Source organism: Phycisphaerales bacterium (genome assembly GCA_040221175.1).
GTDB lineage: Bacteria > Planctomycetota > Phycisphaerae > Phycisphaerales > UBA1924 > JAHCJI01.
Window position 1 is genome coordinate 1,089,676 of the sequence record JAVJVK010000004.1, and the last position, 20,632, is coordinate 1,110,307.

Here is a 20,632-nt window from a genome sequence, read left to right on the forward strand (position 1 = left end):
TCACCCCCCGCCCATCTGCCGGATCACCTCGTCGGCGTCGACCGCGCCGCCGGTGGTGGTGGGCATGGCGTCGCGCTGCTCGGGCGTCAGGATGGCCAGCACGCGCTGGGCGAAGCGCTCGTCGAGCGCGGCCCGGTCGGCCCGGGCCTGCTGCACGGCTTCCTGCATGGCCTGGTAGGCCTGCCACTTCTCCTGGTTCCATTCGCCGCTCATGTCGCGGCTGGCGGCCTCCTGCTCGGCGATGGCGTCGATCCACTTCCTGTTGGCCGGCTCGGCCTCGCGCACGTACTGGTTCATGGCCGCCTCGATGCCTTCGCGCTGCTCGCCGGAGAGGCCCTCGAGCGCGAGCGCCGCGTCGTGCGTGCGGTGGAAGTCGCTTGGCGCATAGACCTGCGGCCAGCGGGCTTTTTTGTAGGCAAGGTCCCAGGCGTCGCGCATCGACGCGGGCATGGCGTTGTGGATGCGCCGCGCGGAGCGCTCGTTCACGGCGGAGATCCGCTCGATCATCGCCTCCATCTCCTGCTCCATGCGGTCCTCGCCATCCCACGCCTGGTCGCCCTCGCTCATGGCCTGCGCCATCTCGCGGAAGGCCGCCAGGACGCGATCGACGAAGGGCGCGCACAGCTCGCCCAGCTCGCGCTCGTACTCGTAGAGCGCCTGCTGCGCGGGGCCGGCGTCGCCCATCGCGCCATCCTCGGGCAGCACGGGCGGGTCCATCGAGCGGGCGATGGCCACCAGGTCGACCAGCCCCGCGCTCGTGCCGCCGTTCATGGTGCTCATGGCCACGGCCATCTCGCGGGCCCGCGTGCGCACGACGCGCTCGTGGGCGGCCCGCTGGTCCTCGCTGGCCGCCAGGGCGCCCAGGTCCTGCACGTACTGCTCGCCCAGGGTGACAACACGCTCCATGAAGCCCATGGCGACCTTCATCATGTCGGCCATCATGGCCTGGGCCTGCTCCCAGTCGGCGTCTTCGCCGGACATCTTCTCCTCGAGCGTGCGCATGACGTCGCGCATCTTGACCGCCGCGTCGCGGTACTGGCCCAGGTACGCGCGGTGCATCTCCAGGGCGACCTCGCGCTGCAGCTCGTCCAGGTCCATCAGGTCGGCGTAGAAGGCCGCCGACTCGCGCGGGATGCTCAGGACCATCATCTCCTGGAGCATCTCGTCGTCTTCGTCGGCCTGGGCTTGCTCGGCGCCCTCGACCTGCCGGGCCCACGCCGGCGCGACGCCGACCCCGCCCAGGGCGATGCCCAGCCCGACCACCCCCGCCACCATCCACCTCGCGTCCATCGCTGGCCCCTTCCCGCCGGATTCGCCCGGCCCGCAGGTTATAGGGATATCGCGCGGGCGGGTTGCGGGCCCGATGGGGGCGTGGCCCGTTGCCTCCGGGCCGCGATCGTGGCCGAACGCGGGCGGAGCGCCGTGATTCTCGGACCGCGCGGCGGGGATCCGGCGGGGGGCGGGCCGCCGCGGGCCCGGTGCGGCGACGCCCAGATGCCGGGCGGCGCGGCCCGGGTCCTGCGTCGCGCGGCCCGGCTTCCGGGTCGCGCTGCTCGGTTCTTGGGTCGCGTTGCTCGGTTCTCGGGTCGCGCTGCTGAGGGCCCGGGTCGCGTGGCCCGGCGGCGGGGCCTCGTCGCCCCATGGCCGAACCCGCCACGCCCGGGCCGGTTTCCCCCGGGAAACGGGCGGACCTTGGCGATTCTCGGACGCGATGGCGAGAAACCGGCAAGGAATGGGCGTTTTTCGGCCCGCGAAGGCGACGAGCGGCCGGCGTGTAACTTCGTCACGAAAATGTACGTCGTCGTACCAAAAAGATTCGTCGTCGTACAGAAAAGGTATGACGACGTACAAAAGGGGTATGACGACGTACAAAAGAGGTACGACGGCGTAGCGAAACGATGCGACGACGCACCAGAACGGTATGACGATGCGCCGAAGAGGTACGGCGTCGTACGGACCGGGCGCGTCGAAGCGCAGGAGCCGCCCGGCGTCGTTCGGCACCGGCATGGCATCGCGGCGCCACCGTGCCGACCCGCGCCGCCGGCCGATGGCCCGGCGCCGATGGGGAACGCGCGTGGGTCACGGGCGGATCGGGACGCTCGCGGCCCGGTCGCCCTCCTGCTTCACGTCCAGCGCCTCGACGATTGCGGCAATGTGATGGGGCTCCAGCCGGCCCTTTCCATGACCGTCGAAGAGGAGGAAGACCTCGCCCGCATGGATCTCGATTGCCGAAAGTCCGCGGCCATAGCCGATTGCGAATGCCCCGCGGAGCGACAGTTCGGCGGCGTCGTGGAGCCCGACGCGTGCATCGGCCATGCGGTCGTGCCACACATTGATGGGTTCGTGTCGCCGACCTTCCGATCGCAGCGTGGCGACCTTCCGAAGCCCGCGACGGCCCTGCATCATCGGGCCGGTCGTTGCAAGGGCGTTGCCCTGAGCCAGATCGTCGGCGACGAGGACGCCCGGGCATCGCACGAACGCAACGACGCGATCGTGCTGCCAGAGGCAGGCGATCTCGATGCTGCCGTCAAGAAGATCGTCCAGCACGGCGCATGGGGCGCTGTGGGTTCCACCGAGCTCGCGCCGCAACGTGCGGAGTCCGCCGAGCCACGGGGGCGCGAGATCTCTGGCGCGCGGCCCTTGCGACGCCGCGCATAATCGCGGGAAGTAATGCGCCGCGAAGCCGAATCGGCCCCGCTCGACGCGCCTGGCCCACCAGACCATGCCGATCAGGAAGGCGAGTGCGGCGGCAGTGAAGAGCCACGCGGGGATCATCGCCGCATCATTGGCGTAATGAGGCCGACGCGGCGATCACGTCCGAGCCGCGCCCGCCCCCGCCCCGCACTCCGGGCACGCCGCGCCGGCGTCGAGCCCGCCCCGGTCGTACCCGCACCCAACACACCGCCCACGCCGCCGGCGCACCGCGCGACGCAGCACGCCCGGCAATCGCCACGCGATGAACAGCAGCAGGGCGTAAAGAAGCGTGTTTAGAAGAAAGCCGGGCCAGATCGGGAGCAGGGGGAGGGCGAAGCGGTCGGTGACGGCATACCGGGTGGGAGAGCCGCCCGAAGCAACGGGCGATGGGCGCGGCGCGGCCCACAACTCGATGCCGCTGGAAATCGCGACAACCGGAGGCGCGGCGAACTCCTCGACGCGCTTGAAGCCGAGCCCCACCGGGGCAACCTCCACCAATTCGGCGTAGTGCGCCCCGATTTCCATAGACGGCATCGGCCACCCCGTGCGGACGAGGATGAGCACGTCGTGGACGCTGCCATCATCGGTGGCGAAGGCGTCGTTCAATATGCCTGCTTCGCTGCCTAGCACCCGCCAGTGGGCGCGTGAGGAATCGGTCTCGAACAGCATGAACGGGAACGGGTAGCCGGGGGTGGGGGAGATATCTTCATTGACGCGGCGGTGCCGCCGCCACGCGGCGTCGGCGTTGATGTCGTTGGCGGTCGCCCACGCGTACTCGCCGACGAGGTTTGGCCGAAGCTGCCCCGCCCAGCGTCCGCTGTTCACGTCGATGCCGATCTCTCCAGAAGCGATGTCCGGGTCGATCTCCACCCGGCGCGCCAGATCGGGATCCAAGGGCCACCAGATGTACGGTACAAACACGATGGGGGGATAGGCGCTCGAGCGCAGCCGCCAGAACTGCACCGCGTGGATCGACCACGACGTAAGAACCGTCGCCACCGCCCCCAGGCAGACGAACACGAGCAGCGCGGCGATGGCCCGGCGGGGTCGCATGCTTGAACCCTACGCCCGGCGGGTGGGACGCCCCCTCCGACCCATTGCCTCTTGCCCATTGCCCATTGCCGCGCCTTCTCCGCACTCGGGGCACGCGGCGCCGGGATCGAGCCCGCCCCGGTCGTAGCCGCACGCGGCGCACCGCCCACGCCGCCGCCGCACCGCGCGACGCAGCACGCCCGGCAATCGCCACGCGATGAACAGCAGCAGGGCGTAGAAGCCCGTGTTGATGGCAAAGCCGGGCCAGATCGGGAGGAGGGGAAGGGCGAAGCGGTCGGCGGGCCCGAACTCGATGGGCACGAGGCCCCATCCGGGGTTGTGCGGGGAACCTCGCCAGAGCTCGAGCCCGGACGCCAGGGACGCCCTTGGCGGCGAGGCGGTGACGTGCACGCTGTCGTAGTGGTCGAAGAGCCACGGCCGCGAGCCGCGATCGATGAGCTGGACCCAATGGGCCTCGTGCTGCATCGACGGGGCCGGCCAGCCCGCCCGGGAGACGTTCATCGTCTCGCCGGTCATCATCCGCTTGCCGTTGACGGTTTCCTCCATGAAGTACACGACGCTGGTGAGCACGCCCCAGCCTCCGCCGCGCGGGCGGACCTCGAAGAACGCGTACGGGAAGGGATATGGGGGAAGCGGCGGCAACGACGGCGAGCGATGGCGTCGCCACAGCCGATCGCCGTCGATCGGCGACGTCGGGCCGTGCTGCGCCATCCAATCCTCGTCGAGGAAGTCCTGGGCGCGTGACCTCGCGTCCGGACGGATGCGGGCCTCGCCGGGCGCGGGGTTGGTGTTGATGCCGCCCCATGCCTCGGCGACCTCGGGATCGTGCGGCCAGGGGAAGGCCGGCGGCACGGGATACGGGGCGGACGCGGCGCTGCGCAATCTCCAGAACTGCACCGCATGGATCGCCCATGACGTAAGAACCGTCGCCACCGCCCCCAGCAGGACGAAGACGAGCAGCGTGCGGATGGCCCGGAAAGAGCGCACGGCGTGAGGGTACCGGGTGCCAAGCGGCGGGGCTCACGCCCGGGGCGCGCGGCCGCACTCGGGGCAGGGTGTGCTTGGCGCGAGGCCTTCCAGGTAGTATCCGCAGGCGGGGCAGCGGCCGCGGAAGGTCCGCACGAGCCGCCGCACGGGGCGGTGGCCGTGCACCAGCAGCGCCATGAGCGCCGCGGCCAGCAGCGTGTTGACGGCGAACCCCGGCCAGATGGGGCGCAGGGGCAGGGCGTGGCGGGCCAGGGCCGTCGAGCCCGGGCTGGCGGCCTGGTGGAGCGTGAGGCCGTAGCGGTAGCTCACCGGCGGAACCGGGCCGGGCTGGGGCGCCCGCGAAGGGGGCCCGGACAGCATCGCGTGGTCGGCGTAGCGCATGGCGAGCATCGGCCAGCCGGCGCTGAACTCGGCCAGCATGTCAAGGGTGTACGCGTGCCGCCCGGCGTGCTCGCGGCTGGCACGCGCGAAGCTGGCCCGGGCGCGCCAGCCAAGCAGCCGCGTGCCGCCCTGGCGGATGGGGTGGATCGTCGTGCGCCCGGGCGCCACGAGCTCGTGCGGCGCCCGGCGCAGCTCGGCCCACTCCTGGTCGGTGAAGCGGCCGGCCATGGGCGAGCCGGCGAGCTCGAGCATGACGCCCGCCCCGGCCAGGCGCGACTGGTGCACCTGGTGGATGGCCCAGGCGCTGGCGACGGTGATGGCCGACGCCAGGGCGAGGTAGATGGCTGCGGCGAGGATGAGGCGGATCGCCCGCATGGGTGGGTGGTACGGGCCGGGGTCCGGCGGGGTTGCGGCCTACTCCGGCCGCGGCGCCCGCCACAGGCCGTAGGGCTCGCCGGGCATCAGGCCGTCGAAGCTGAAGCGCTTGGTCTCATGGATGCGGCTGGTTGTGATGAAGACGCCCTCGGGCGTGATGGCCAGGCTGTCGGGCCAGGCCAGGCGCGGGTCCTTCACGAGCGTGCGGTAGTCGCCGTCGGGGGTTCGATAGATGATGGCGTCCTCCTCCAGCGCCGTGAAGTAGACGTTGCCCGCCGCGTCGGCGTCCATGCCATCGGTCATGACGCTGGGGCCGACTTCCTCGACGGCGCTCGCGATCTCGAACTCGCGCGCCTGGAAGTCGGCGAGCACGGCCGCGGGGATGCGGTAGAGCGTGCGGGCGGTCAGGGCCTGGTAGTAGACGTGGTCGTCGGCCGGGTTGTAGGCGATGCCGTCGGCGTGGATCTGCGGGACCGGGCCATCGGGCGTCTGCCCCACGCGCAGCTCGCGGCCGCCGATCACCGGGACCACGCCCCGCTCGGCCCGGGTGCTCGTGTGGTTCGCCAGCACGCGGCGGGACTGGTTGGTCTCCAGGTCGACCACCACCAGGGCGCCGAGCCCCGAGTCGGTGATGAACGCGACGTTGCGCTCGACGTCGATGCGCACGTCGTTGAGGTAGCTCTGCTCTGGGGCGATGGATTCGTCGAATCGGATGACGCGCACGACCTGGTCGGTGTTGAGGTCGATCTCCACCAGCTTGGCCGCGCCGGGCACCACGCCCTCGAAGCGTGGCGAGGCGGGGTCGAGGATCCACAGGCGGCCCCGTGCGTCCACGTGCACGCTCTGCACGCACACGAAGCGGTAGGCGGGGTCGGGGTCCAGGTCGGTCTGGGCCGGCGGCCAGCGGTTCCACTGCCCGTCGGGGTACGGCCGCTGCACGCCATCGACGAGCTCGACCACGGCGTAGCGAGAGGGGCCGTCCCAACGCGGGAAGCTGACGAACACGCGGCCGTCGTCGGTCGCGGCCACGCCCGTCCACTGGAAGCCCACGATCTGCTGCACGGACGCGAGGGTGGCCGCATCGCCGTCGGCCGGCCCGGAGATTCTGGGCTCGACCGCTGGGGCCGAGCCCGGCGGGGCGTGCTGGCAGCCGCCGAGCAGGGCGAAGATCGACGCGAGCAGAACGATGCGCAGCATGGCGGGCTCCCTGGCGTTGGCAGCGGGACGCTAGCGCTCCAGCACGGGGAGCGAGATCGCCTCGCCCTGCCGCCGGCCCGGCGTGAGCCTGCGGCGCCCCAGCACGCCCAGCCCGGTCTCGATGATGGGCCTGGTGACATTGAGCCGCTTGGCGCGGATGGCGATGTCCCACGCCGGGCCCAGCTTCCGCCACGCGGCGCTATAGCCAAGGTGCTTGGCGCGCGACAGCGCCCGCTCGTGGTTGCGCGAGGCCCGCGCGATGTTGGCCCAGCTATAAAACTCGTCGTACGCCCGCCAGTAGCCGGCCTCGAGCTGGGCGGGCGTCATGTGCATGGGCCGAAAGACGGCGTGCCGCGTGTCGTACAGCCGCCAGTCTCGGTGCAGGATGCGGCCCTGGCCGGCGATCTCGTCCCAGTAGGCCGTACCGGGATACGGCGTGGCGACGTGGAAGGTGGCGGTGGTGATGCCGCGATCGACCGCCCATTGCACGGTGCGATCGAACACGTCGGGCCCGTCGCCGTCCAGGCCGAAGACGAACGAGCCGTTGACCATGACGCCCAGGGAATCGAGGCGCTTGATCGCGGCATCCGCGTCGCTCTTGAGGTTCTGGGTCTTCTTGCTCTGCACGAGGCTCGCCTCGTTGACGCTCTCGAAGCCGATGAAGATGCTGCGCAGGCCCGCGTCGACGGCTCGCTCCACGAGATCGCCGCGCAGGATCGAGTCGATCGTCGCGGCGCCCTGGAAGACGCGGCCCATTCCCTTCATGCCGTCGAACAGCGCCCGCGCGAAGTGCGGGTCGCCCAGCAGGTGGTCGTCCAGGAAGTACAAGTGTTTGCCGGGCAATCGATCGATCTCGACCAGCGCGTCGTCGACGGCCTGGGTGTAGAACCGCCGCCCGCCCTTGTAGAACCCGCTGTTATAGCAGAACGTGCAGCGGTGCGGGCAGCCGCGGCTGACCACGATGGAGTTGGGCACGAGGTACAGCCGGCGGTCGATGAGGTCTCGCCGAGTGGGCGGGAGGCGTTCGAGCGTGCGGGCGAAGTCCTTGGAGTCGTACCTGGGCTTGGGCTCGCCGTTTCGCAGGTCTTCGAGGAACGCCGGCCACGTCGCGTCGCCCACGCCGATGAAGAGGTGGTCGCACAAGCCATCGGCCTCTTCGGGCAGGCTGGTGACGTGCAGGCCACCCAGGCACACGCGCACGCCCATCGCCTTGTAGTATCGCGCGATGGCGTAGGCCCGGTGCGCGTTGGTGATGTAGACCTGGATGACGACCAGGTCGGGCCGCTCGGCGATGGTGCCGCGCCATCGCTTGTTCAAGACGCCAGGCCCATCCTCATACGCCGTCAGCACGGCGGGCATGACGTGCTCGTCGATGATCATGGCCTGGTCGTCGGACGACAGGAACGCGGCGAGTTGGGCCATGCCCAGGGGCGGGAACAGGGCGTACTTGATGGGCCGAAAGAACGGCCCGGTGGCCTCGGTCAACGCCGGCAGGACGAACAGCACGCGCATGGATACCCCCAACCGGCCCGCGGCCGGCACACGACGCCTCGCGTTTCGTTGGATTGCCCCGGCAACGGGGTCGCTCGACCTCTGCTACGGGCTTTGGGGGCCTGGGTTCGTCCCCGATGTCGACCCCTCGGGCCTACGCTGTCCTTTCGCCTCCAAGTCCCTCGGAGACCGCCCATGGCCGTACTCGTCGACGCTGAAACTAAGGTCATCTGCCAGGGCATCACCGGCAGCTTCGGGGCCGTCCACACCAAGGGCTGCCTGCACTATGGCACCAAGCTGGTGGGCGGGGTGACCCCCGGCAAGGGCGGCACGAAGGACGCCAACGGCCTGCCCATCTTCGACACCGTCAAGCAGGCGGCCGATGCCACCGGGGCGAGCGCAACGATGATCTTCGTGCCCCCGCCCTTCGCGGGCGATGCGATCATGGAAGCCGCCGACGCGGGGCTCCGGCTCATCTGCTGCATCACCGAGGGCGTGCCCGTGCACGACATGGTCCGCGTCCGCGCGGCGCTCGATGCCATGAACATGGCCGCCCGCGGCGCCGACGTGCACCCCACGCAGGACCTGTTCACGCTCATCGGCCCCAACTGCCCCGGCGTGATTACTCCGGGCCCCAAGACCGGCAGCGGCGACAGCGCGAAGGACCCCTACACAAACGCCGGCTGCAAGATCGGCATCATGCCCGGCTACATCAACACGCACATCAGCGAAGAAAAGTGCACCACCGGCAAGGCCGTGGGCATCGTCAGCCGCTCGGGCACGCTCACCTACGAGGCCGTCTGGCAGTGCAGCCAGCTCGGCATCGCCCAGAGCACCTGCATCGGCATCGGCGGCGATCCGGTCCGCGGGCTGAGCCACGTCGACTGCCTGCGGCTGTTCGAGAACGACCCCGACACGCACGGCATCCTGATGATCGGCGAGATCGGCGGCAGCGACGAAGAGGACGCCGCCCGCTACGTGCGCGAGCACGTGACCAAGCCGGTCGCCGGCTTCATCGCCGGCCAGACCGCTCCCCCCGGCAAGCGCATGGGCCACGCCGGGGCCATCATCAGCGGCGGCGAGGGCACGGCGGCGGCCAAGATCGCCGCCATGGAAGACGCCGGCATCACCGTCGCCAAGAGCCCCGCCGAGATGGGCCAGGCGATGGCCAAGGCGATGGGGCTGGAACTGGCGGCGGTGTAGGCCCGAATGGGCAGGTCATGGACGGCGCCGCGGTCCGATCTGGGCCGTTGGCGGCGGGCGGGGGAGACGATGTGCCAAGAAAACCCGCGTCTGACGGACCGCTCCTGACGCCGCTTGCGGCGCCCGCCGGCGTCGCGCCGCCGTTGCAAAAGCGCAGCCGAGAGACCTACGAGAAGATCCTCGACGCCGCCGACCGCCTGCTGGCCGAACAGAGCTTCGACGCCCTGAGGATCGAGGACCTGCTGGCCGCCGCGAAGGTCAGCGCGGGCTCGTTCTACGCGCGGTTCGAGGGCAAGGCCGCGCTGCTGGCGGCGCTGTACCACCGCTACCAGGCCGAACTGGTCGAGTCGCTGGACAAGCCGCCGCCGGCGGTGCCCGAAGGCGCCACGCTGGAGGACCGCGTGCGCGCCTTCGTGCGCGCCCGCATCCGCCGCTACCGTGCGCGCAAGGGCACGCTGCGTGCCGTCGTGCTCGACCTTCGCCTGCACCCCGAGCGTTTCCACCCGCAGATGCGCGAGCTCAACGCGCTGGCCACCAGGCACATGGTTGAGGTGCTGCGCCCCAGCCTACCCGAGATTCCCGGCGGCGAGGACCGGCTGATCAGCCTGGCGTACTTCGTCTCGGCCATCTGCCGCGACCGCATCCTGTTCGCCACCTGGCCGCACGCCTCGGCCGTGGGCGGCTCGATGGCCCGGCTCGAGGCCGACTTGGTGCGGCTGGGCGTGGGCTTCCTGCGGGGGGAGTAGGACCCCTGCACATCACAGAGTTTCGTTGCATCGCAGCAGACTTCGTGGTAGGCTCGTACGAGGGAGGCGTGTTGCCCGCGCCCCGGCGAGGAGATAGTGCATGTCAACGACTCGAGTTAAGCCACGCTCTCACCATGCCTTACGCCTATGCGCTCCCGCGTGCGCGGGTTTGGCGGTCTCGCTAGTCGCCTCGGCCGCCAATGCGCAGGGACCGCTGAGCGAGCCATTCCCGCCCGTGCTCGACGCGGCAGACCTCCACGCCGGGCTGGGCGTGCGGCTGCCCGGGCCTGTCGCGGGCGAGCGTCTGGGTATTGCGGTGGGCGGCGCCGTGGACCTGAACGGCGACGGCCTGGACGATCTGCTCATCGGCGCCGACTTTGCGAGTCCTTCGGGCCGTGACCTCGCCGGAAGCACGTATGTTGTTTTCGGTGATCCCGGCTTGCCGGCGGTCTTCGACGTTGCATCGCTGGACGGCTCGAATGGCGTCCGGATTGATGGCGCCGACACGTTCGATCAATCCGGTTCGGCGGTCGCGGGCGCGGGCGACGTCAACGGTGATGGATTCGGTGATATCGTCGTGGGCGCACCATGGGCGTATGCGCGAGGAGCGCCTTACGGCGGCGAGGCAGCCATCGTTTTCGGGCGCGACGGTGGCTTCGATCCCACCTTCGACATTGGCTCGATCGATGGCGTCAACGGCTTCGTCGTGCGCGGCTGGGACTTCTATGAGCGCACTGGGCGCGCCGTGTCGGGCGCGGGCGACTTCAACGGCGATGGCCTTGACGACGTTGCCGTGGGCTCGCCGGACGTGTACTACTTCAGCGGCACACGCGACGGCGGTGAGGCCTATGTCGTCTTCGGACGCGACGGGGCCTTCCCGTCCGCCAATCCGCTCCGCGGCCTGGGCACGCAGGGCCTGCGCCTCAACGGCCAGATCGATCGCGGCAAGTGCGGCGACGGGCTCGCGGGGGTGGGCGATGTCAACGGCGACGGCATCGACGACGTGCTCGTTGGCTCGAGCGGCACCAGCCGGGCATACCTCCTGTTCGGGCGAGACGATGGCGGGCTGCCGTTCTCGCTGAACGCCGACGACCTGGACGGTTCCAACGGCGTCACGCTTGTCGGCGCTCGAAGCCACGTCTCCGGCGCCGACGACTTCGATGGCGACGGCGTCAACGACTTCCTGGTCGCGCGCGGCGGTGGCCCGGCCTGGATCGTCTTTGGATCCCGGGATGGCTTCCCTGCCCAGATCAACCTCGATGGCCCGACCGCCGGGGTGGCCACGCGGCTCGAGGGCTCGCCGGTCACCAGTGTGGCGGGCGTGGGCGACGTCAATGGCGATGGCGCCCCCGACGTAGCCATCACCGGCTCGGCCGATACCGCCTATGTGGTGTATGGGACAACTTCGAGCGGCACGCGGCCCGAATCGATTGCGCTGCCCGATCTGGACGGCGTCGAAGGCTTCGTGATTCGCGGCGGCGGCGATGCCGTCGCCGCGGCAGGCGACGTCAATGGCGATGGCGCCGCAGACATCGTGCTGGGCAACGGCGAGGCCTCGCCCGATGGGCGTAACCGAGCGGGCTCGGCAGTGGTTATCTACGGGCGGCGATCGTGCCGGGCCGACTTCGATGGCGATGGCGAGCTGACGCTGTTCGACTTCCTCGCCTTCCAGAACGCATTCGACGCCGGCGAAGACCGCGCCGACTTCGACGGCGACGGCGAACTGACGCTGTTCGATTTCCTCGCCTTCCAGAACGCGTTCGACGCCGGGTGCCGCTGACGCGCATCACCAGGGCATGATCGTGGCATTATGACAGCGCCCCCGCCGCCCGCTCGAATCGGGCGGCAGGGGCGCTGCGTCGTGGAGGCACGCTCGGCCGGGCTCAGCAGCCCGCGACGAAGGCGTTCTGGAACGCCAGGAAGTCGAAGATCGTGAAGCGCCCGTCGCCGTCGAAGTCGGCCCGGGGGTCACGCGCATCGAAGAGGTTCTGGAACAACAGGAAGTCGAAGATCGTCAGCTCGCCGTCGCCATCCAGGTCGGCCCGGCAGGCGAACGGATCGATCGCCTGGAAGCCGGTGAAGCGGATGACCTCGGTGCCGCCCGCGCTGGCCGAGACGGCGTAGCTCTCCAGCGCGTCGATGGGAGCGCTGGGCGCCGTCGCCAGCACGCGGATTTCGTCGAAGTCCACCGGCGGGCCGCCCGTGGGCACGCCCGTGAAGATGTCATCGAGCGGCAGCCAGAAGCACGGCGGATCGGGCGGGAGCTTGCCGCAGCCGCCCAGGACCGGCGGCACGGCCATCGCCAACAGCTCGCCATCGGGCAGGTCGCCCCGGAAGACCACGTCCCCGCCGCGCAGGAGGACGAGCGTGGCCTGGTCCGAGCCCAGCGCGCTGAAGTCGCTGGTCAGCACGCCGTTGTTGATCGAGACGCGGCCCAGGGCCTGGCCGGCCACGCCGCCCAGGATGCCCCCCGACTCGACGGTGATGTCGGTGAAGATGCCGTTGTCGATCAAGGTGTCCAGCAGCACGCCCTGGTCGGCGCGGATGAAGTGGGTCAGCTCGACGGTTTCGAGCCCGCCGCGCACGCCCTGGGGCACCTCGACGTCCAGCGCGCCCTCGCCGGCCAGCAGGGCCACGTCGCCCACGGCCTGGTGCAGGACGCCAAACTTGCCGATCTGCTCGCCCAGGATCAGGAACTGGCCCAACCCGGCGCCCAGCAGGTCCATGCGGCTCAGGTCGCCCACGGGCGTGCCGGCGTCGCGCATGATGACCATCACCGTGTCGCCCTGCACGGGCGGCCCGCCGACCACTTCGATCAGCCCGGGAATCCCAAACTCCAGGATGAGCCAGCACTCGGGGTCCATCCGCCAGTAGGGGTCGGTCTTCTTCACCGGCTGGCTGGAGCGCACCAGGGGCGTCGAGCCGCCGCCGGCGACGTCCAACGGTCCCTCGAACACCACGTCGTCGCCATTCAGCACGCGCAGCGTCGCCGAGCCGGGATCGATCCGCGACAGGTCGGCCGAGATCAGGTTCACGTCGCCCTGGTCGGTCGCGCGCACGCTGAGGATCTGGCTGTCGGGCGCGCCGCCCAGCTCGCCGTAGGCGATGGCTTCGAGGTAGGCCCCATCGGGCAGCAGTGGCGGTGCGGGCAGCTCGAGCTCGGTGACGTGGCTCTCCACGCGCCCGAGGTCGATCCGCACGCCGTCCTGCCCGCTCGAGCCGATGTTCGAGACGCGCAGCCGTCCGCCCGCTTCAGGAATCAGCTCGGCCTCGCCACGCGGGTCGTGCTGGAGGCCGAAGTAGCGCCCGCCCGGACCGGGGCCCAAGTCGATCAGCCCCATGCCCTGGGGGCTGCGGTCGGCGGCGCGCACGTTGGTCACCGCGCCGGTTGCCGGGTCGATGTCGAAGAGCTGGCCGGCGTTGTTCGAGCCGATGAGCGTGCCGCTGGAATCGAACAGCAGCGACTGGGGCACGGCGCTGATGGGCATGCTCAGCGGAATGGTCGTGGCCGTGCCGGTGCTCGTGCTGATGCGCAGCAGGTCGGGCACGGCGCCCGGCCCGCTGGTGTGGATGCCGTAGAGGAAGCCATCGGCGCGGTTGAAGTCCAGCCCGAAGAGGCGCGGCAGGGCCGGCCCGCCAAGGCTCGTCATCGCGCCGGTGGCCGGGTCGATGGTCGCCAGGCGGCCCGAGCCGTCCAGGCTCCACAGCCGGCCGGCGCCCCAGGCCAGCGACTGGTCGATCGAGGGCGCCCCCACGTACACGCCCGTGCCGGTGGCCGGATCGACGCGGCAGAGCCCGTTGATCGCCGCCGGCGAGTTGTTGTTGATGAAGATCAGCCCGTCGGCCGGGCGCACGGCCATGGCCACCGGCGTGGTGGCCGCCGCGCCGCCGATGGTGATGGGCCCGATGACGCTCACGACCGAGCCCGTGTCGGTGTCCAGGATGTACAGCTCGTCGCTGCCCGAGTCGCAGGCGTAGACCTCGTCGGCCATTGCCGCGGGCGCCAGCGCGCCGCCGGCGGCCAGCGTCAGAACAGCGGCGATCGCCACGCCGCGCCGCGCGCCCGTGGTTGCTCTCCAAGTACGCATCGTTCGTCCTTCCTGGCCGCGCGACGCAGCGCGCCACCGCGGCGCACCCGCGCGCGGCCGGGTTGGCTCAGCGTGAACCGCCGCCCCCACTCACGCCCACCCGCGGCGCGCCGCCCAAGTCGCGTCACGAACTACGCGCCACGAACTAGGCGGCACGAAGCACGCAGCGACGGCGAACCCGCGCCCACCCGCGCGACTACAACCCCCCGATGCCCCCCGACACCGACGCCAACCCCGACCCCCACCACGACCCCCATCACGACCAGACCGCCGCCCCCCTCATCGCGTTCCTGCGCGACCACGCGGCCCCCTGCCCGGCCTGCGGCTACGACCTCAAGGGACTCACCACGCCGGTGTGCCCCGAGTGCCGCCACGACCTGGTGCTCACCGTCGGCCTGGCCCGCCCGCGCTTCGGGTGGCTGCTGGTGGCGATGGCCCCGGGCATGTTCAGCGGCGTCGCCGGCCTGCTGGTGTGCGGCCTGATCGCCATGGTGCTGGTGACCGAGGGCGACCTGGCCCCCTGGCCGGTGTTCCTGCTGGCGGCCTTTGGCCTTGCGAGCGGGGCCGCCGCCATCGCCATGGGCGCCCGCCGCCACCGCCTGATGGCCCTGGGCCACCACGCCCAATTCAAGCTGGCCGCCATCGCCTGGAGCGTGCACGTGCTGGCCTTCCTGGTGGCGGTGATCTGGGCGAGCTGGTAGGCCCAGGCGCATCGCACGATCTTACGTTGCCTGCGTAGACCCCTCGGACGCGCAGCGGAGCGGCGCCGATGCGCGGTGCGTCGTCCGGAAACTCCCAAGAACACGGGGTATTGGGGATGGGTTCCGCCTTGACCCCACAACCACAATCCGTTAGCTTCGCAGCATGCCGCGGCATGCCCGGGGCTCGTGGGAGGTCACGATGCAAGACGTTCGAATTCGTGGGCGCCGCGATGCGGTGCTGGTGATCACTGCGGGCCTGCCCATGGCGGCGCCGATGCTGCCAGCAGCCCTGGCCCAGAGCGATCCGCTGGAGCAACCGTTCCCGGCCACGCTCGATCTGGCCGACCTGAACGGCGAGATCGGCTTCCGGCTCGACGGCGTGAGCGACGGGAACTTCAGCGGCGAATCGGTGGCCTCGGTCGGCGACATCAACGGCGACGGCATCGACGACCTCATCATCGGCGCGCCGGACGAGTCCAGCGGGGGCGTTGCCGCGGCCGGCATGACCTTCGTCGTCTTTGGCAGCGACAGCGGGTTCCCGGCCGAGTTCCAGTTGCGAGATCTCGACGGCCAGAACGGCTTTCGCATCGACGGCGTCGAGCGCCCCGGATTCAGCGGGGGCTCGGTGGCCCCGGCCGGCGACGTCAACGGCGACGGCATCGACGACCTCATCATCGGCGCGCCGCTGTCCGAGCCGCTGCGTCGCCTCCAGGCGGGGTCGAGCTACGTCGTCTTCGGGCGCGACGTGCCCGGCGGCGATCGCTTCCCCGCGCTGCTCACCCTCGACGAGCTGGACGGCGAGATCGGCTTCCGCATGGACGGCGCCGAGGGAGACACGAGCGGCATCAGCGTCGCCTCGGCGGGGGACCTCAACGGCGACGGCGTCGACGACGTGCTGGTGGGCGCGTTCGGCAACGACTTCGGCGGCCAGGCCGACGCGGGCGTGGCCTACGTCGTGTACGGCGTCGACACCGGCGCGGGCGGCCGCTTCCCGCCGGCCATCGATCTCACGCGCCTGGACGCCGCGACCGGCGTCGTGCTCGGCGGGGTGGGCGAGAGCGACCGCACCGGCGCGCGCGTCGCGGAGGCGGGCGACGTCAACGGCGACGGTATCGACGACGTCATCATCGGCGCCTCCAACGCCCGGCCCGACCGTCGCACGAGGATGGGCTCCGCGTACGTCGTGTTCGGTCGGCGTGGCGGACTGGGCGCTGTCGTGTCCCTGGACGCACTGGACGGCCGCAACGGCTTTCGCATCGACGGCGACGTTGAGGGCGACGCCCTGGGCAGCTCGGTCGCCGGGGCGGGCGACGTGGACGGCGACGGGGTGGGCGACGTCGTTGTTGGCGTGCCAGGACGCGATCCGGGCGGGCGCTCCGACGCCGGCGCTGGCGCGGTGGTCTTTGGCCGCGACTTCGACGAAGGCGAAGCCTTTCCGCCGGCGATCGCATGGAGCGACATCGACGGGCAGTCGGGCTTCCGCTTCCCCGGGGTGGAGACGTTCGGTCAGGCCGGCAGGTCCATCGCCTCTGCGGGCGACCTCAACGGCGACGGCATCGCCGACGTGATCATCGGCGCCCCCATCGTCGACTTCGGTGGGCTGGACAGCGTGGGCAAGGCGTACGTCGTCTTCGGTCGCGGCGGCGGGGCCGGCGGCTTCCCGGCGGTGCTGCCCCTGGCCAGCCTCGATGGTTCGAATGGCTTCCGGCTCGACGGCGTGAACGGATTCGACTTTGCCGCTTCTTCGGTTGCCTCCGCGGGCGACGTGAACGCCGACGGCCGGGGCGACGTGATCATCGGCGCCCCCTTCGCCGATCCCGGCGGCCTTCAGGGCGCCGGATCGAGCTACGTCGTCTACGGGCGCACGCCCATCGACTGCCCGGCCGACCTCAACGGCGACGGCGTGCTGAACATCTTCGACTTCCTCGAGTTCCAGAACCTGTTCGCCATGGGCGACCCCATCGCCGACTTCGACGGCGACGGCAGCCTGACGATCTTCGACTTCCTGGCCTTCCAGAACGCGTTCGTCGCGGGCTGCTGAGTGGGATCCGCCCCGCCGGCCCCGGGCCCGCCACCGCGTGACGCCGATCGACGCCCGCGCGTACCGTCCCGCGGCGCTGGGGGTCCAGGGGTCGCGCGTGCGGGCCTTGGGGCGTCCCGAGGCGTCCTTTCAAGGGAGCCCATCATGGCAACGACCCCCACCACCAGCACGGCCGCATCGATGACCGACACCGCCCGCAAGCTCTTCGACGCCTGCGAATCGGGCAAGGGCTGGGCCGCGTGCAAGCAGTACTGCCACCCCGACGCCACCTTCAGCGCCCAGGCCGACGCGCTGGCTGACGTGAAGACGCTCGAGCAGTACACCGAGTGGATGGCCGGCATGTACGCCATCGCGCCCGACGCCAGCTACGAGGTGCACGCCTTCGCCGCCGACCAGGACGCGGGCACGGTCATGGGCTTTGGCACCTTCCGCGCCACCCACACGGGCGAGGGCGGGCCCGTGCCGCCCACGGGCAAGAAGGTCGAGGCCCAGTACGTCTACGCCATGGCCTTCGACGGCGATCGCGTGCGGCACATGACCAAGGTGTGGAACGACGGCCACAGCCTCAGGCAGATCGGCTGGGCGTAGGCCGCTCGCGGTCCATCCCAGGAATCTCCAGCAACCGCTGCCGGATCCGGCGGCGGTTGTCGCGTTCCGGGTGGAGCGGCCTGCGACGCCGCCGCATCGCCATCACCTTCGACCCGGAGCACCACCATGGGACCCCTCCAGAACCGCACCACCGCCCTCGTCCTGGCCGCCCTGGCCGCCACCAACGCGCTGGCCCAGGGGCCCGTCTACGTGTCGGACCGCTTCGGCGACGACGCCAACCCCGGCACGCAAGACCAGCCCGTGCAGACGCTGGGCGCCGCGCGGGCGTTGCGGTCGGGCGCAGCCCCGGTCATGTACCTGGACATCGGCGACTACCAGGACGTGACGCTCGTGCGCGGCGACCGGGTGCTGGGCGGCTTCGATGCCGACGCCGGCTGGACGCGCGTCGAGACCGACCACACCCGCCTGCTGCTCGAGGCGCCGCTCTCCTCCTTTGACCTGGTCTTCGATCGCGTGACCTTCACGACGACCCTGCCCGCAGACCCCAGCGGCTACGGCCTGTTCGTCGATCGCAGCGGCAGCCTGTTCTTCAGCCGCTGCACGTTCGCCGCGCCCAAGGGCGCCGATGGCGCCAACGGCACGCGCGGCGCCGACGGCCCACGGGGCCAGGACGGCGGCCTGGGCGGCGCGGGCGTCGAGGACGACCCCGGCCTGTTCTGCTCCTCGGGCGTCGTTCGCCCGGGTGGGGGTGCCGGAGGATGGGGCCCGGGCTGGCGGGGGGGCGACGGCGGCCGGCCCGGACGCGGCGCCGCCCTGGGCGAAAACGGCGAGCCCGGCGGCGGCCCCAACGGCGGCGCGGCGGGGTTTGGCACCTTCTTCGGCCAGGGCAACTGGTGCCCGTTCGCGATCATCCCCGGCCAGGACCCCGTGGGCGGGCACGGGGGCGATGGCGCCACCGGCCGGCACGGCGACGGCGGACGCGAGGGCGGCATCGACCAGGACGGCTACGCCGGGGGCGATGGGCGCGATGGCTTCCGGGGCCACCTGGGCGGCGGCGGTGGCGGTGGCGGCGGCGGCGGCGGCGGCACCAGTTCGTGCGATAGCTGGGGCGGCGGCGGGGCCGGCGGCGGCGCCGGCGGCGACGGCGGGCAGGGCGGCACCGGCGGGGCCGGCGGCGGGGCCTCCATCGGCCTGGTCGTCTTCGAGAGCGGCGACGTCATCGTGTCCGACGGCGTGTTCATCACCCAGGGCGGCGGGGCCGGCGGCGACGGCGGGGCCGGCGGCGCGGGCGGAGAGGGCGGCCGGGGCGGCGTCTGGGTGCGATTCTGCACCGCGGGCAACCCATACGGCGGCAGCAGCGAGCAGGACGACGGCTCCAACGGCGCTCGTGGCGGCAACGGCGGACGCGGCGGCGACGGCGGCAGCGGCGGCGGCGGCGCCGGCGGGCCCTCCATCGGCCTCTGGGAGGCGAACTTCTCGTTCGGCGGCCCGATCGACCTCACCGGGGCCCGCTTCACGCTCGGCCCGGCCGGCGCGGGCGGCCGGGGCGGCCCGGGGGGCAACGCCGGCGCCGACGGCGCGGCCGCCGAGACGCGCGGCGACACCGTCCCGACCGGCGCCGTGCCGGCGGACTGCAACGCCAACGGCATCCACGACCTGGTGGACATCGCCGACGGCACGAGCCTGGACCTCAACCTGGACAACATCCCCGACGAGTGCCAGACGCCCCCGTGCCCGGCCGACCTGGACGGCGACGGCGAGCTGACGCTCTTCGATTTCCTGGAATTCCAGAACCTCTTCGACATGGGCGACCCCGCCGCCGACTTCGACGGCGATGGCAGCCTGACCCTATTCGACTTCCTGGCCTTCCAGAACGCCTTCGACGCGGGCTGCTGACGGCGGGCCCGTGCCCGCGCAGCTCCTGCGCGTCCGGATATGGGAACGGGGCTCAGGGGCTGTGAGGGCGGGTGGAGACGCTTCCCCAATCCCGGCGCTCGTCATGAGCACTGGGATCGGGAACAGGTTCAGCGTTTTGAGGTCGGATCGACGTGGTCCGATGCCTCGCTCGCGATCAGCCGCCGCAGGCCGACGCGTCCATGGCGAGGGTGAAGTTCACGCAGTTCTCGAACTCGACGCCGCCCGAATCATCGAGCACGTCTCCGACAACTCCCGGACACGTCGACAGATCGAGGCACTTGTAGCCCAGGGCCAACGCGACCAGCAGGCCGATTCCGATGCAGACGAACAAGAAGCCCGCGGCGAGCGTGAGGGGCAGAATGAGCAGACAGATGAGTGCCATGCACACGATGATGACCACGCCGGTGCTGGTGAGCGTGATTGGCTCGATGATGCCAAGAGGAGCTTGGGGCGAGTTTCCCAGGTGTTGCTTCAGAACTTTGGCAAGCTCGTCGGACGACTTATCAGCGAATTCCTTGAACATGGTCGCCGCGGGCCCGAAGACTTGGAAGCTGACCTTCGCATGCCCGCTCTCCATACGCTTCTTGAGCTCGCGGAACAGCTTTTCGGGGTCGTTGGCGTAGACGTTCGTGTCTCCGATCCGTGCAATGGGATCGCCCGAGAACACGCTGACGATCCCGTCGACCACCGCCATCGAAAAGTTGTTGGCTTCGCCGACGAGACGGACGAGCGGGTTGTCGTCGGCCGACGAATCGTCCTCCGAATCGCCCCGCTCGGCTCTACGGCCTTCTCCGCGTCCGTCGCGTCCCCGCGATGCCGCCGGCGCCCAGGGCAAGACCATCGGCACCGGTGCGCTGCTGATGAAGGGCACGATGTCCTGCGTCTTGGCCCCCTCGCTCACCCGGGCCTTCATGACCAGGATGTCGCCCAGGTCGTAGTTCGACTCGGTCACGGTGCCGGGGAATCCGGACTCCCACGGCAGGAGCTGCCGCTCGGTCTTGATCTTCTTCTGCCAGTCGATGGACTGCCCCGAGAAGTTGCCATCATCGTCGGTGACGCCCGAGAAGATGAGCTGGTCCTTGATCTTTCCGTTGACCTGGTCCATGTCGAAGATCTTGACGTCGACGTTCCTGGCCGGCTGGCCGTTGGCATAGATGACGCGGCCCTGGATGTTCAGCGTTGGCATGCCTGCTCCTTCTTCGTTTCCCT

General features: G+C 70.9%; 16 protein-coding genes. 7 read left to right on the forward strand and 9 right to left on the reverse strand.

The genetic code is table 11. From position 1 onward, the window contains the following. The 7 genes from RIE32_06980 to RIE32_07010 all read right to left on the reverse strand — a co-directional run bounded on the left by RIE32_06980 (nucleotide 1) and on the right by RIE32_07010 (nucleotide 8,199). The gene (locus RIE32_06980; protein MEQ9095991.1) at nucleotides 1-1,290 is read right to left on the reverse strand and encodes a hypothetical protein; all 1,290 of its coding nucleotides are present in this window, start codon (nucleotides 1,288-1,290) and stop codon (nucleotides 1-3) included. A gap of 789 nt (nucleotides 1,291-2,079) precedes the next feature. Then, the gene (locus RIE32_06985) at nucleotides 2,080-2,775 is read right to left on the reverse strand and encodes a hypothetical protein (protein ID MEQ9095992.1); all 696 of its coding nucleotides are present in this window, start codon (nucleotides 2,773-2,775) and stop codon (nucleotides 2,080-2,082) included. Nucleotides 2,776-2,811: 36 nt separating this feature from the next. Continuing rightward, nucleotides 2,812-3,747, reverse strand: coding sequence for a hypothetical protein (locus RIE32_06990; GenBank protein MEQ9095993.1), 936 nt, complete (start codon nucleotides 3,745-3,747; stop codon nucleotides 2,812-2,814). A 9-nt stretch (nucleotides 3,748-3,756) separates the two neighbouring features. Further along, complete coding sequence (locus tag RIE32_06995; GenBank protein ID MEQ9095994.1) at nucleotides 3,757-4,734, reverse strand: hypothetical protein; 978 nt, start codon at nucleotides 4,732-4,734, stop codon at nucleotides 3,757-3,759. A gap of 33 nt (nucleotides 4,735-4,767) precedes the next feature. Then, entirely contained in the window at nucleotides 4,768-5,490 is a 723-nt protein-coding gene (locus RIE32_07000; protein ID MEQ9095995.1) for a hypothetical protein, read from the reverse strand. A gap of 39 nt (nucleotides 5,491-5,529) precedes the next feature. Then, nucleotides 5,530-6,687, reverse strand: coding sequence for an L-dopachrome tautomerase-related protein (locus tag RIE32_07005; protein MEQ9095996.1), 1,158 nt, complete (start codon nucleotides 6,685-6,687; stop codon nucleotides 5,530-5,532). Between the two features lie 30 nt (nucleotides 6,688-6,717). Then, entirely contained in the window at nucleotides 6,718-8,199 is a 1,482-nt protein-coding gene (locus tag RIE32_07010) for a radical SAM protein (GenBank protein MEQ9095997.1), read from the reverse strand. A gap of 174 nt (nucleotides 8,200-8,373) precedes the next feature. On the opposite strand from RIE32_07010, the gene sucD reads away from it, so the two are divergent. From sucD to RIE32_07025, 3 genes are all read left to right on the forward strand, one after another. Next, the gene (gene sucD, locus RIE32_07015) at nucleotides 8,374-9,381 is read left to right on the forward strand and encodes a succinate--CoA ligase subunit alpha (protein MEQ9095998.1); all 1,008 of its coding nucleotides are present in this window, start codon (nucleotides 8,374-8,376) and stop codon (nucleotides 9,379-9,381) included. Between the two features lie 71 nt (nucleotides 9,382-9,452). Next, nucleotides 9,453-10,127 carry a helix-turn-helix domain-containing protein gene (locus tag RIE32_07020; protein MEQ9095999.1) on the forward strand — a complete coding sequence of 225 codons (675 nt, stop codon included), beginning with the start codon at nucleotides 9,453-9,455 and terminating at the stop codon, nucleotides 10,125-10,127. A 169-nt stretch (nucleotides 10,128-10,296) separates the two neighbouring features. Then, on the forward strand, nucleotides 10,297-11,907 hold the full coding sequence (locus RIE32_07025) for an FG-GAP-like repeat-containing protein (protein MEQ9096000.1): 1,611 nt from the start codon (nucleotides 10,297-10,299) through the stop codon (nucleotides 11,905-11,907). Between the two features lie 103 nt (nucleotides 11,908-12,010). On the opposite strand, the gene RIE32_07030 is transcribed toward RIE32_07025, so the two are convergent. After that, complete coding sequence (locus tag RIE32_07030; GenBank protein ID MEQ9096001.1) at nucleotides 12,011-14,215, reverse strand: GC-type dockerin domain-anchored protein; 2,205 nt, start codon at nucleotides 14,213-14,215, stop codon at nucleotides 12,011-12,013. 209 nt (nucleotides 14,216-14,424) lie between these two features. Between RIE32_07030 and RIE32_07035 the strand changes: the two genes are divergently transcribed. The 4 genes from RIE32_07035 to RIE32_07050 all read left to right on the forward strand — a co-directional run bounded on the left by RIE32_07035 (nucleotide 14,425) and on the right by RIE32_07050 (nucleotide 19,402). Beyond that, the gene (locus tag RIE32_07035) at nucleotides 14,425-14,916 is read left to right on the forward strand and encodes a hypothetical protein (protein MEQ9096002.1); all 492 of its coding nucleotides are present in this window, start codon (nucleotides 14,425-14,427) and stop codon (nucleotides 14,914-14,916) included. A 199-nt stretch (nucleotides 14,917-15,115) separates the two neighbouring features. Then, nucleotides 15,116-16,957 carry an integrin alpha gene (locus RIE32_07040; GenBank protein MEQ9096003.1) on the forward strand — a complete coding sequence of 614 codons (1,842 nt, stop codon included), beginning with the start codon at nucleotides 15,116-15,118 and terminating at the stop codon, nucleotides 16,955-16,957. Nucleotides 16,958-17,101: 144 nt separating this feature from the next. Further along, nucleotides 17,102-17,545, forward strand: a complete 444-nt coding sequence (locus tag RIE32_07045) for an ester cyclase (protein MEQ9096004.1) — start codon at nucleotides 17,102-17,104, stop codon at nucleotides 17,543-17,545. A 126-nt stretch (nucleotides 17,546-17,671) separates the two neighbouring features. Next, a complete protein-coding gene (locus tag RIE32_07050; GenBank protein MEQ9096005.1) occupies nucleotides 17,672-19,402 on the forward strand; it encodes a GC-type dockerin domain-anchored protein in 1,731 nt (576 codons plus the stop codon). Between the two features lie 175 nt (nucleotides 19,403-19,577). On the opposite strand, the gene RIE32_07055 is transcribed toward RIE32_07050, so the two are convergent. Then, on the reverse strand, nucleotides 19,578-20,609 hold the full coding sequence (locus RIE32_07055) for a hypothetical protein (GenBank protein ID MEQ9096006.1): 1,032 nt from the start codon (nucleotides 20,607-20,609) through the stop codon (nucleotides 19,578-19,580). Between the last annotated feature and the right edge of the window lie 23 nt (nucleotides 20,610-20,632).

Excerpts from the sequence above, each read along its gene's own strand:
- RIE32_07055 (MEQ9096006.1), bottom strand. The coding sequence starts at position 20,609 with ATGCCAACGCTGAACATCCAGGGCCGCGTCATCTATGCCAACGGCCAG.
- RIE32_06990 (MEQ9095993.1), bottom strand. The coding sequence starts at position 3,747 with ATGCGACCCCGCCGGGCCATCGCCGCGCTGCTCGTGTTCGTCTGCCTG.
- RIE32_07035 (MEQ9096002.1), top strand. The coding sequence starts at position 14,425 with ATGCCCCCCGACACCGACGCCAACCCCGACCCCCACCACGACCCCCAT.
- RIE32_07000 (MEQ9095995.1), bottom strand. The coding sequence starts at position 5,490 with ATGCGGGCGATCCGCCTCATCCTCGCCGCAGCCATCTACCTCGCCCTG.
- RIE32_07010 (MEQ9095997.1), bottom strand. The coding sequence starts at position 8,199 with ATGCGCGTGCTGTTCGTCCTGCCGGCGTTGACCGAGGCCACCGGGCCG.
- RIE32_07045 (MEQ9096004.1), top strand. The coding sequence starts at position 17,102 with ATGGCAACGACCCCCACCACCAGCACGGCCGCATCGATGACCGACACC.
- RIE32_07050 (MEQ9096005.1), top strand. The coding sequence starts at position 17,672 with ATGGGACCCCTCCAGAACCGCACCACCGCCCTCGTCCTGGCCGCCCTG.
- RIE32_06985 (MEQ9095992.1), bottom strand. The coding sequence starts at position 2,775 with ATGATCCCCGCGTGGCTCTTCACTGCCGCCGCACTCGCCTTCCTGATC.
- sucD (MEQ9095998.1), top strand. The coding sequence starts at position 8,374 with ATGGCCGTACTCGTCGACGCTGAAACTAAGGTCATCTGCCAGGGCATC.
- RIE32_07005 (MEQ9095996.1), bottom strand. The coding sequence starts at position 6,687 with ATGCTGCGCATCGTTCTGCTCGCGTCGATCTTCGCCCTGCTCGGCGGC.
- RIE32_07040 (MEQ9096003.1), top strand. The coding sequence starts at position 15,116 with ATGCAAGACGTTCGAATTCGTGGGCGCCGCGATGCGGTGCTGGTGATC.
- RIE32_07030 (MEQ9096001.1), bottom strand. The coding sequence starts at position 14,215 with ATGCGTACTTGGAGAGCAACCACGGGCGCGCGGCGCGGCGTGGCGATC.
- RIE32_06980 (MEQ9095991.1), bottom strand. The coding sequence starts at position 1,290 with ATGGACGCGAGGTGGATGGTGGCGGGGGTGGTCGGGCTGGGCATCGCC.